This is a genomic window from Marinomonas lutimaris, from assembly GCF_019426345.1.
GTDB lineage: Bacteria > Pseudomonadota > Gammaproteobacteria > Pseudomonadales > Marinomonadaceae > Marinomonas > Marinomonas lutimaris.
Genome location: NZ_JAHLLW010000024.1, coordinates 17,126 through 29,581 on the forward strand (window position 1 = coordinate 17,126; position 12,456 = coordinate 29,581).

The 12,456-nt window shown below is 44.4% G+C and carries 9 protein-coding genes and 1 riboswitch; of the genes, 2 read left to right on the forward strand and 7 right to left on the reverse strand.

Annotated elements, in window-relative coordinates:
- The first annotated feature begins 98 nt into the window (after positions 1-98).
- Complete coding sequence (locus KPL72_RS18970; protein WP_219704067.1) at positions 99-1,403, forward strand: hypothetical protein; 1,305 nt, start codon at positions 99-101, stop codon at positions 1,401-1,403.
- Positions 1,404-1,470: 67 nt separating this feature from the next.
- Here KPL72_RS18970 and KPL72_RS18975 read toward each other — a convergent pair whose 3' ends face one another.
- The 6 genes from KPL72_RS18975 to KPL72_RS21305 all read right to left on the reverse strand — a co-directional run bounded on the left by KPL72_RS18975 (position 1,471) and on the right by KPL72_RS21305 (position 10,041).
- Positions 1,471-2,733 (reverse strand): sirohydrochlorin chelatase, encoded by a 1,263-nt coding sequence (locus KPL72_RS18975; protein WP_219704068.1) that lies wholly within the window; start codon positions 2,731-2,733, stop codon positions 1,471-1,473.
- Between the two features lie 83 nt (positions 2,734-2,816).
- Positions 2,817-6,692, reverse strand: coding sequence for a cobaltochelatase subunit CobN (gene cobN, locus KPL72_RS18980; protein ID WP_219704069.1), 3,876 nt, complete (start codon positions 6,690-6,692; stop codon positions 2,817-2,819).
- A 173-nt stretch (positions 6,693-6,865) separates the two neighbouring features.
- Positions 6,866-7,948, reverse strand: coding sequence for a cobalamin biosynthesis protein CobW (cobW, locus tag KPL72_RS18985; RefSeq protein ID WP_212918167.1), 1,083 nt, complete (start codon positions 7,946-7,948; stop codon positions 6,866-6,868).
- A 38-nt stretch (positions 7,949-7,986) separates the two neighbouring features.
- On the reverse strand, positions 7,987-8,760 hold the full coding sequence (cobM, locus tag KPL72_RS18990) for a precorrin-4 C(11)-methyltransferase (protein WP_219704070.1): 774 nt from the start codon (positions 8,758-8,760) through the stop codon (positions 7,987-7,989).
- Between the two features lie 26 nt (positions 8,761-8,786).
- A complete protein-coding gene (gene cobJ, locus KPL72_RS18995) occupies positions 8,787-9,563 on the reverse strand; it encodes a precorrin-3B C(17)-methyltransferase (RefSeq protein WP_219704071.1) in 777 nt (258 codons plus the stop codon).
- Between the two features lie 112 nt (positions 9,564-9,675).
- Complete coding sequence (locus KPL72_RS21305) at positions 9,676-10,041, reverse strand: MliC family protein (protein WP_212918164.1); 366 nt, start codon at positions 10,039-10,041, stop codon at positions 9,676-9,678.
- Positions 10,042-10,318: 277 nt separating this feature from the next.
- Positions 10,319-10,480, forward strand: a riboswitch (FMN riboswitch).
- A gap of 121 nt (positions 10,481-10,601) precedes the next feature.
- On the opposite strand from KPL72_RS21305, the gene KPL72_RS19005 reads away from it, so the two are divergent.
- Complete coding sequence (locus tag KPL72_RS19005; RefSeq protein ID WP_212918163.1) at positions 10,602-11,093, forward strand: 6,7-dimethyl-8-ribityllumazine synthase; 492 nt, start codon at positions 10,602-10,604, stop codon at positions 11,091-11,093.
- Positions 11,094-11,185: 92 nt separating this feature from the next.
- Here the strand turns inward: KPL72_RS19005 and KPL72_RS19010 are convergent, their stop codons facing one another.
- Positions 11,186-12,427, reverse strand: a complete 1,242-nt coding sequence (locus KPL72_RS19010) for a leucine-rich repeat-containing protein kinase family protein (RefSeq protein ID WP_212918162.1) — start codon at positions 12,425-12,427, stop codon at positions 11,186-11,188.
- Between the last annotated feature and the right edge of the window lie 29 nt (positions 12,428-12,456).

A 12,456-nucleotide genomic window follows, 5' to 3' on the forward strand; every position in this document is an offset into this window, starting at 1 on the left:
ATACCAGCCCTCAAGACTTACACAATTAGAATAAAATCCTTACAATATCTTAACGTTTTTCGCTCCCCCTTTTTAGAATCTAGCCAAGGAACATCGTTATGAAAAAGGAACTAAAATTTGCAGTACTCACTGCTGTTATTACACTCACTCTTGCTGGTTGCGCATCCAATCCAGACTCTACCTCAAGCCTTGCTGCAGATATAAAACAAGCAGAAACCATTACTCAAATAAACAACCTCAAGCAAACTATTGATGCTGCCAACAAAAAAGTGACGCAAGGCATAGAAGAAGAACTAGATTGGTTCGCTACAAAAGAAGTCACCGATGCAAACGAAGCCTTAGCTGAAGCAAAAGAGTACTACGCAAAATTTGAATTCGACCCTTCAGAAGCAAATAGCAGTACAGGTTTTTTTAGCTCGACAACCAACATTACTGCCGCAGAAGAAGGTATCAGTAAATTCAATGAACATATGACAAAAGCCACTAATATCAAAGCTGCAGCGCTATCAGCGTTAGCAGAAGCATTTGACTATCGTGAACAGCTAAAAAAAATTGATGCTCAAAAATACTTCCCAAGCACAGTTAAAGAGCTAGAAGGTGATCTTAAAAAACTGGTAGATCAAGTTTCAAACGAGAGAGTTGAAGCAGCAATAAGTGCACAACCTGCCTTGCTAGCCAAGCAACGCGCTCTCGAAGTAAAAACAGTAACGGCCATCTATCTTACCGGCGCTAAGAAAGACCTAGATAGGCTTGTTAAAGCAGGCACAGCGCAACACGCACCAAAGTCCTTATCTCAAGCCTCTGCTTCACTAACAGCTGTCACCGCATTTATTGTCGCTGAGCCAAGATCCATCGACAAAATCAAAATGCAAGCGGAAGAAGCAATGTTTTTAATTAACAGAGCAGAACAAATAGCGCTAACAGTTAAAAATCTTAAAGCACTACAACAAAAAGATTACGAAGATTATGCCATCAGCTATGAAAAAATCCTGCTCGAAATAAGTAATGCGCTTAATGCAGAAGATCGTCGTGATTTAGCCTTCGAAGAACAAGGAAAAGCATTGATAGCCTTTATCGAAGCAAATCTGAAGGATCAAGAAGCATCTGTTCAAGCGCAGCAAAAACTACGCAAAGAACTGAAAAATCAAACATCTTATACCGAACTATTGGAAGAGAAAATTAGTACTCTTAACGCTAATTTAGCCAATGCCAAAAAATCGTTAGCGGACCTATTATCTGAAAAAGAAGCGACAGAGAAAGCGGCGATAGAAAAGGCTGCTAAAGCAAAACAAACGATAGCAGAGCAAGAAAAATTAAAAGTAGAAGAAGCGAAAGTAGAGGCAAAAGCTCCAGCTGAAATTAAAACAGAAACAGAACAAGCAGAAAGTACAACAGCTCAATAACGTGCTTTATAAAACATAAAAAAACCAGAACATGAGCTCTGGTTTTTTTTGATCTCAATAATATCTACTATCGATGAGCAAAAGCCGTCTTAGTACAATCCCCTTCGATTTTGTCTTTTTCTTCTTCCAAAATCTCATCAGTAAATTGTCCCATGAAACAACAGCAGATTCCCTCGCCAATCATGGTTCGCGGCCCCATTGGGTGACCAATGTGCTTGTACACACCATGACTGTGACCATGAGAGTGATCGTGTGAATGGCCATGACTATGAGAGTGTCCATGACTATGAGAGTGTCCATGACTGTGATCATGTGAGTGACCGTGGTCATGAGAGTGATCATGATGTTTCAATACCAATGAATGCCCATGATCAGCATGATCGAGCGCTTGAACTAGATTAGTAAAGTGTTTGGTATCAAATTCCGATAAGCCTTGCGTATCATCTTGTGGATCAACAAATTCGGCATGGTGATGATGAACATCCACTTCGCCTGCAGCAAGACGACGCTTGAAGGAATTCATTAGGGTTTCTTCACCCGTTTGTAATTCCCCCTGCATGATTTCTTCTACACGGTTCTGAAAAGCATCAATAACACGAGGGTGATCATTCAAGTAAGGCGTTTGAATAAACTCAATCGCTGGGTTCTCTTGAGCAACCTTATCAACATAGCCCTGAATACGCTTGATCAAACGACCAGTAAACAAGAAATATGGCGCCACAACGATACGTTTAAAGCCAAGCTTCATTAGCTTTTCAAGGCCCACGCCAACAGACGGGTAAGTCACACCAGAATAGACGGTATCAGCCCAACCAAAACCCATATTTTCGTTAACAATGCGTGTTAGCTTAGCCGCTTCAGCATTGGCAGAGGTATCGGACGTACCACGACCAACCACCACCAACATGGTGTCATAAAGGTTTTTAGGTGGATTATCAGGATCGAGACCAAGAGATTCGTAAATACGTGCTTGGAACGCTTCTACCATGTCATCTTGCAAACCTAATTCACGCCCATAAGTGACTTTTAAACCTGGGTGTTTTTCTTCGTAAGTCGTCAAAACAGAAGGAATGTCATTTTTTGCATGAGTAGCGGCGAACAACATACCCGGCACCGCGTAGATTTCCTCGACTCCTTGGCTCACCAAACTATCTAAGCCCATATGAATATTCGGTGCAGAAAACTCTAGAAAGCCGTACTCCACAGGAAGATCGGGATAACGCGCTTTGAGTCCTTTCGCTACTAGGCCAAATTCACGTTCAGCGTCTTTATCACGACTGCCGTGACCACAAATCATAATGCCCTTTTTGGCCTGTTCTTTATTGCTCATTATTTCTCTCTACTTTAAATCGTCTTAGCTGATAGTAAGTGTAACGACTAACAGCAAGGTTACCAGAGATCTTCTGCCCAAGATCACTGACATTGTTCTTGCTGCTGATCTAAATCAAGCAACAAGGATTGAATTTTTTCTCGGTGCGCATCGGCATTTTGCCACATGCCACGCTGTATGGCTTCTAATAAGCGCTCACCCATTTCTTCTAGCGCGTGAGGATTATTATCGCGCATAAAAGCTTGGTTGTCTGGATCAAGCAACAATCGATCGGTCACTTGCTCATATTGATAATCCGCCACAAGATCCGTCGTCGCATCGTAGGCGAATAAATAATCCACGGTAGCGGTCATTTCAAACGCACCTTTGTAGCCATGAGTTTGCATGGCTTCGATCCATTTCGGGTTTAATACTCGTGAGCGCACCACCCGATTAAGCTCTTCTTTTAAGGTACGAATTTTTGGCGAACTCGGGTTAGAGTGATCACTATGATAAACACTGGGCGCTTGACCACTAAACTCGGTGACAGCGTTGGTCATGCCTCCTTGGAATTGATAATAATCGTCTGAATCGAGAATATCGTGCTCGCGGTTATCTTGGTTTTGCACCACCGCATCCAGTTGAGACAAACGCTCAACAAAGGCGGACTTAGCCTCTACACCGTCTTGTTTGCCATTGTAATTATTACCGTCATACGCGTAACCGCCCCAGTTCACATAAGCTTCAGCCAAATCCGTTTTGGTATCCCAACAGCGCTCATCGATCAAACCTTGCAAACCCGCACCATAAGCACCAGGCTTGCTTCCAAAAACGCGATAAGTCGCTTGACGATTCGCCTCAACTTCACTCATACCTTGAGCAAGTAGTTTGCTTTTTCGCGCTTCCACATTGGCACGAATCACATTGCCTGTACCGGGTTCTTGGTAGCTTGCGATGGCTTGCACGGCCGCATCATAGAGTCGCATTACGTTGGCAAAAGCATCACGAAAGAAGCCGGAGACTCGCAAAGTCACATCCACTCGTGGACGGCCTAATTGCATACAAGACAAGATTTCAAAGTCCGTCACACGGTTTGATCCTGGCGCCCAAATCGGACGAATACCCATCAGCGCAAAAGCTTGAGCAATATCATCGCCGCCCGTTCGCATGGTAGCAGTTCCCCAAACGGACAAGCCTAGATCTGTCGGGTAATCACCATGTTCTTGTAAGTGTCGTTGAATCAGTGCTTCGGCCGACATCTGACCAATCGCCCAGGCCGCAGGCGACGGAATCGCCCGATTATCCACCGAGAAAAAATTACGCCCTGTTGGTAAGGTATCGAGTCTGCCTCGTGTCGGCGCGCCACTTGGGCCAGGGGGAATAAATCCACCCGCCAAACCGGTTATTAACGCTTGAATTTCATCATGAGCACTTTGCTGTAAAGCGACCAACAAGCGTTTTTTACTGTGGGCTAATAAAGCGGCTGTTTGAGGTAACTTTGCTGCCAACTTGTCTAAGGAGTGAGCACCGATTAGATGACTCAACACCAATTCTTTTGCAAATAATTCCAATCGCTCTTTAGTATCCGCATGGGTACGCCAAACAAGTTCACTAATGGATTGTAAAAGCTCAGGCTTATTCCCTAACCAAGGCGTTCGTTCACTTTTCATTGGATCGAAACCGTCTTGCTCCAATGAAAAATCATTGACTAACCCATGAAGTATCCCTTGGCTGGTTATCTCACTACCTCGCGGTAAACGTAACAAAGCCACCAGAGTGTCGGCGAGTTTATCGTCTTCGGGTAATTCTCCTAGACGATGCAAACCGTGACGAATTTGTGCCTCTTTTATCTCACATAAATACGTATCTAGTCCTTCCAGCACAGCATCATCATTACCGGATTCAACACAGGTAAGCTCTTCTAACAAATGGGACTCTTGAACTTTTTTAAGAATTTGCTCACGCAGCCAGGTTTCTCGACGTACGTCCATTCCCATGGCTTGATAATATTCGTCTACTAAGTTTTCTAGCTCGGCCATGTCGCCATAGGTTTCTGCACGGGTCATCGGCGGCATAAGATGATCGATAATCACAGCTTGCGTACGGCGCTTAGCTTGCGCCCCCTCACCCGGATCATTGACGATAAAAGGGTAGAAATGCGGCATCGGACCCAACGCAATATCTGGCCAGCAAGAGGCAGACAAGGCGGTTCCTTTGCCCGGCAACCATTCCAGATTACCGTGTTTGCCCACATGCACAAAAGCATCCACTTGATACACATGGCGCAACCAAAAATAAAACGCTAAATAACTATGAGGGGGAATCAAATCAGGATCATGATAATTCGCCGCGAGATCCAAATTAAAACCACGAGCTGGTTGAATGCCCACAAAGGTTTCCCCAAGCCGAATACCTGCGAGCATAATACGACGCTGGCCGTTTTGCTCACGGCATTTATGATCGTCTTCTGGTGGCCCCCAGCGATCCCAAACGGCGTTTTGACATTCCAACGGGAGCTGATAGAAATACTGCAAGTAATTTTCTAAGGCGAGGCTTTGCCAGCAACCGCGCTCATGCAAGGTGTTTGGATTATTGGTCACTGCGCCGAGCAATTCTTCGATCAAGGCATTACCATGATCGGGGATATTTTCGATGGGATAACCCGCGGTTTCTAAGGCTTTTAATAAATTCACCGCCGAGGCTGGTGTGTCTAAGCCTACTCCATTACCAATACGGCCATCTTTGGTTGGGTAATTGGCTAACACAAAAGCGATGCGTTTTTGATGGTTTGGTTTGCTGGCTAAATTAGCAAAGCGTTTGGCAAGTTGAGCGACAAAACGCGCACGCTCTTGGTGTAACTCATAACGTACTAAATCGACTTGGGCAATATCGTTGTAATGACTCAAGGCTTTAAAACTCACCGCACGAGTAATGATGCGTCCGTCCATTTCCGGCAAAACGATTTGCATGGCCACATCGCGGCTGCGCAAGCCTTGAGTTTGCGCTTGCCAATCGTCTTCTGTGCTACCAGAAAGGATCAACTGCAAAACCGGAATCGGCGAAGCAAACGCGGATTGAAAGTCCGTCGGCTCAGAGGCTAAATCTGGACTACCCACTCGATTCGCCGCAAAGCCGGTGGTGTTTAAAATCACCTTGGCTTGAGTGCGTTCCACTAACGATTCGATCAAACCCACCGATACATCGTCTTTTAGAGAACTCACCGCCACAGCCAACGGCACCAGACCCTCTTGCTCTAATATTCCAATCAAGCCATCAAACATGGCTGTGTTGCCGCTTTGCAGATGAGAACGATAAAACGCCAAGATGGCAACAGGACGACCTTCCACCAGCCAGTCAGCATAGTGGCTCTGCCACTGAGTAAAACCAGATGAATAACCTGCATGATAAATCAGCGCACTGGGTAAAGGTGTTGGCTCTTGCCAAGGACAAGGTTGATCAGAGTATCGGTCGGTGAGGAAATAAAATAATTGCTGTGAGTTTGTTTGACCGCTTTCACGCAGATAGCGCCACACTCGATGGCAGTCTTCTGGTTGTGCGGTAGATACCTTCATTAGCGATGGATCTTGCGAATCATCTCCTGGCACCACAATAAGTGTTCGGCCAGCTTTCGCTTTCGCCCATTCTTGCAGGCGCTGAAAACCATACGCCCAATAATGCTCGCCGCCAAGCAGTGAAACGACGACGACTTTAGCGTGATCGAGCACCTTGTGCTCGTATAAATCGTAAGCAGCAGGTTTGACCAACTGCATCCAATTGGCAAGGCGAACACTCGGTAATCGTAGACGCTCCAATCCATCATCGGAGCCATGGAAAGAAGCTATCTCGTCAAGCGCGCTACCAAGCGCACCAAGCACACTATCAGCAGCGGCCAAAATAACTAAGTCTGCTGGGGTTTGCCCAAGATCGACAATCCCCTCATCGTCAACAAAGCCACCCGGTTTGGCTGCTAATAAGTGCACGGTTTCTCCAGTTTGTTTCTTTTACCCACTCGTCATTCTCGTGAAAGCGGGAATCCATAGTTTTTCCATTACGAGCTTGGCATAGCCCTCTTAACCCCTCCCTAACCCTCCCCTTCGCAAGGGGAGGGAATGTCTAGCTCCTCCCCCTTTTCAAGGGGGAGGCTGGGAGAGGATTAAGCACTCAAAGCATCATGAAGCACATTCTCAATCTGCTCTTTACTGATACCTTTACCAATAAACACCAACTGAGTTTTACGCACTTCTTCTGGTAACCATAAACGATCAAAATAACGATCCAAACGCGTTCCCACCACTTGAAACACTTGGCGCATGGGCTTGCCATGCACTGCAGCAAAACCTTTGACACGGAAGATATTATGCTCTTCAACCAGTTGAGTAAGCGTCTCTTGCAAAAGGTCAGACTGAACTTCGCCCAATGTCACCACAAAAGAATCAAAATGATCATGGGCATGGTCATGATGTGCACCATGAGCATGATGATGATCGTGGTGGTTATGTACTTCATCAATTCGGCTTTCGGTTGCAGCGTCAATACCTAACAAGACATCCAATGCTGCTTCGCCATTTTCGATATAAACAGTTTTTACTGTACTTGGCACTTCGTGGGCAATAATTGCTTGCACGCGTGCACGCTCTTCATCGTTGAGTAAGTCGTTTTTACTGACCACAACTAGATCGGCAGCACTTAACTGATCATCCAGTAATTCTTGCAAGCTAGGGTCATGATCCAGACTTTCGTCCGCTTGGCGTTGTGCTTGAACTTTGTCTTCATCATGAGCAAAGCGGCCTGCAGCCACAGCAGCACCATCAACCACGGTAATCACCGCATCGACTGTGCAATGCTCTTTAATGCCAGGCCAGTTGAAGGCTTGCACCAAAGGCTTCGGTAACGCCAAGCCACTGGTTTCAATCAAGATATGATCAATATCACCACGACGAGCAACAAGCTGCTGCATCACTGGCAAAAACTCTTCTTCTACGGTGCAACAAATACAACCATTCGCCAGTTCGTAAAAACCGTCATCACTACGCTGGCTTCCCTCTTCCACACCTTCAGGGCAATCAAGAGGACAAGAGCGCAATAGATCTGAATCGATATCTAACTCGCCAAACTCATTGACGATCACGGCAATACGCTTACCAGCCGCTTGCTTTAACACATTAGATAATAAGGTTGTTTTACCACTGCCCAAAAAGCCAGTCACAATTGTTGTTGGAATTTTATTCAACTGCATGATTCATCCTTCTTACTTTAAGGGATAATATTTTAAAATTATGTTTTCTTAGACTTGTGTGTCTTACGAAAGATATGCGCTTGTCCCTTGTCGTATAAATAGGAGTCTGCAAAATCTTCTGTGTCTAATACCTTCCCGACCAATATCAAACTGGTACGAGTAAATTTTTTCTCTCTTACTTTGGCAACAATATCCGCTAAAGTTCCCACAACATAATCTTGATCCGGCCAACTGGTGCGATAACACACAGCAACTGGGCAATCTTCACCATAATGAGGAATGAGTTCTTCAACGATTTTATGGATACGAGTAATACCAAGATGAATCGCTAACGTCGCGCCACTTTGCGCCAAGGCTGGCAAACGCTCTCGTTCTGGAAAAGGCGTTTTACCTTCATAACGAGTCATAATAACGGTTTGTGAAACACCAGATAACGTCAGTTCTTTACGTAATAACGCAGCCGATGCCGCAACCGCACTAACACCTGGAATCACTTCGTAATCAATATCTAACGCTTCCAAACGACGAATTTGCTCACCAATCGCACCATATAAAGCAGGGTCACCAGACTGTAAACGGGCAACGTCTTTGCCCTCTTGCGCGGCTTTTTCGATAACGGCTGTGGTTTCATCCAGATTCATTTCCGCTGTATCGTAAATTGCTTCGGCAGAACCACGAACACTATCAATCACTTGGGGTGGAATCAAAGAACCAGCATAAAGAACAATCGGACAACGCTCCATGGTTTTGACCGCTTTTACCGTCATCAAGTCTGGATCGCCTGGGCCTGCGCCAATAAAGTAAACCTTCATTTATTTCCCTTATCTTTTATAAAGAACTAAAGCTTTTTGGAATAACCGCGAGGCGTGTAAATCCAGTGTTTCTGGCCGTTAACTATGTGTTTAGAGTCGGAATTGCCCACACTTACCATGGTAAACATATCCACGTCTTTGGCATCTAATTCGCCAAGCGTCGTAAAGGTAATCTCTTCTTCAGGGCGAGTTAATTGACGGCCAATCATAACTGGTGTACTAGCAGGGCGATATTGCAGCAAAACATCACGAGCGTGGTTAAGTTGCCAATCTCTTTTCTTTGAAACAGGATTATAAAAAGACACCACAAAGTCGCCCGCGCCACAAGCATGCAAGCGTTTATCGATGGTTTCCCAAGGGGTTAATAAATCAGAAAGAGAGATGGTACAGAAATCGTGCCCAAGCATGGCTCCAACTCGGCTAGCGCCGGCTTGCATGGCTGAAATGCCGGGGATAACTTCAATATCGACATTTAGCCATTCAGGGTGATTTTCTTTGCCTTGCAGTTGCATATCCAGCAATTCAAATACCAAAGTCGCCATGGCATATATGCCAATGTCACCACTGGAAATTAACGCAGTATTTTTTCCTTGAGCGGCCAAGTCGAGCGCCAAACGAGCACGACCAATTTCTTCACCTAGTGGCAGATTATGAAAGGTTTTTCCTTCGCTTAGCTCACCCAATAAATCTAAATAGTAGCCGTAAGCAACCCAATCACTGCAAACTGCCAATGCTTTAGTCGCATTTGGCGCCACTAAACCCAAATCACCAGGCCCCATGCCCATTACAAATAACTTGCTCATCTACTCTCTACAATATAATCAAGCGCCACAGGACGCGAATGATGCCATTGTACACGGATTGCAAATCTGACGGGATGAAAACACCACTATTTAGAATGAGAGATGTTCAGGTTTAGGATTCAATACGAACAAGACGACAATGATTTTTCTCTACACCATTAAACTCTAATTCAGCTTCATCACCATGAATCCAAAAAGATAAACCTTCGCCTAAATAAAATGCGCCAGACGCACTGATTGCATGAGTCAGTACATAGGTTTTTTCTTTCCAAGATAACTGGGCTTGCTCGGCATGAAAAAATATATTTAAAGGCATGCTATTGCAGAGATAATCAGCCTCATTCGTTTGAGCAACGTCTTCTATCTCATACATGTCATCATTTGAAGAAACGTTTTTATTAACAGAGCTGCAAGCAACTAGACCTAATAAAGAAGAAGCAAGCAAGACGCTTTGTAGAAGCAACTTTTTAATGTGCACTATGTGAGACTCCATTCTAGAACCACTTTTTCCGATACACCATTCTGACCAAGCGGTCATTATAGTGAGCAATTTAAATTTTAACAGCTCATATTATGTAGCGCTAGATAATAAGCTCTACTAAGCATGAATCTTATATTAATTACTTTTTGCGACAATTCGGCTGCTAATTATTATTAACGGCTAAATTGTCACAAAATCACCACAATTGATAAGAATAGACGCTTTGACAGCCACAGATAAAAACGAGTATATTCTGTTTGTCGGATTTATCCGACTTCGTTCTCGGGGCGGGGTGTAATTCCCCACCGGCGGTAAAGACTTTACATAAGCTAAACTCTAAGCCCGCGAGCGCCTTTAAGAAGCCTTTCTTTTAGGGTCAGCAGATCTGGTGTGATTCCAGAGCCGACGGTTATAGTCCGGATGATAGAGAGCGCGTCAGACAAGACCTATATTGGCATGGCATTTTTTGCTGCGCCCGATTTAAGGTATGCCATTTAAAAGTGGTGTATTTGCCTGCCCGTTCGCCCTGATTCACCTTAGATATTTAGGATTAAAAAATGAATCAGAGCTCAACGAATAATATTGATTTCACTCCTGCTACAAAGCGCATTGCCATTCTTCACGCCACTTGGCACGAAGATATTGTATTAAATTGCGTTGAAGGCTTTAAAAACGAACTAGTCTCTCGCGGCTACGACGCTTCTTTAATTGACGTCATCTCAGTACCTGGTGGCTACGAAATTCCATTACAAGCAAAACTACTCGCAAAAAGTGGACAATATTCCGCTATCGCTGGAACAGCACTGGTTGTCGATGGTGGTATTTACCGTCACGATTTTGTTGCTCAGGCAATTTGTAACGCCTTAATGCAAGTTCAATTGGAAACGGAAGTACCTGTTCTAACTGCGGTATTAACCCCTCATAACTTCCATGAGCACGACGAACATAAAGAATACTTCAGCCGTCATTTTGTTAAGAAAGGTATTGAGCTTGCTAATGCTTGCGATCAGACCATTCGCTTAACAGAAAAAGCCAAACAATTGCTTTAAACTTTTGTTTTAGCATTTAAAAGTACTAAGTTCGTAAAAATGCCCCGCACCATTGATGCGGGGCATTTTTGTATTCCGATTAGTCAAATGTTTTAACAAAATGCATGTGACTGAAGCGACTTATAAAGCTCGCTACTTCTGTCTGCCTCGATACACAACCCCAACATGTCATCGATAAAAAAGCCTAAAGCTCGTCGCTCTATCTGCTCAATCCCTTGCTGTTGCAGCACTGATAAGTTGGCATATTTTGATGCCGCTCCAAAGTCGCCAAACAAAACATGACCTTCTTTATTGATCAAAGTGTTGTGAGCGTAAAGGTCACCATGGCTGACTTTTTTATCACAAAAATGTGCTACCAGCTGCTCTACTTGCTCGATAATTCTGGCAATTTTATCAATTGAAAACAGCTGGTCTTGTGCAAAAGTATCTCGAGTGCAGGACTCTAAGCTGGGCGGTTTCCCTAGATTTGTATAATGCGCAGGAATTAGCTCCATCACGAGAGCAGAACAATCACTCTCTACCACCTTGGCAAGTGGTTGAACCAGGTTATTGTGACTACCAACAGCAAGACATGCATCCAGCTCGTCCTCAGGATAACCGTCACTGGTCACCTCACCTTTGAATACTTTTACCGCTACCGAGTCTGAAAAATTAAAGACATTCTCTCGCCAAGTCGCGAGAGAAATAACGCCTGATGCCCCTTGCCCCAATACTTGATGTAATTCCAAATCACAAAACTGCACCGTTTTAAATTCATTATGCGGATCACGTTCTGCACAAAATGGATTGCCAGAGAACGCCAACCAAGCCAAGCGAGGCAACTCTAATAATGCATCAGGGAAAGCCATCAGTTGATTAGCCGAAAGGCGAACCAATTCCAAGTTGCGACAATTAACAATAGAACCCGGCAGTGACGTTAAACGATTTCCTGCTAAAGCTAGCTTCTGCAGGCGAATTAGTCTTCCAAAATCCTCTGGAAGAGAACCAATTTTGTTATCGGTAAGGATTAACCAACGGGTCTGTGTAGGCAACGAATCAGAAGACACGGTAGTAATTTGATTACTTTTAAAGCCAATCATCTCCAAGTGTTTGCATTGCCCTAGAACCTCAGGCAAATGCGTGAAGTGATTATTCGAGCAAAAAAGTATACGGAGCTTTTTTAAGCGTGATAAATCTGCTGGCAGCTCGCTTAAATTGTTATTAGATAAATCTAAAATTTCTAGGCTTTCAGCTAGATCAAAAACAGCCTCAGGAAAAGTCGTTAAATTCTCAGACAGCTGCAGGCGAACAACGCCTTTCAACTCTCCACTGTTAAGTTGGTCAAGTGTGTGCAAAATAGAACTCTTTCTAAACAAGATTTACG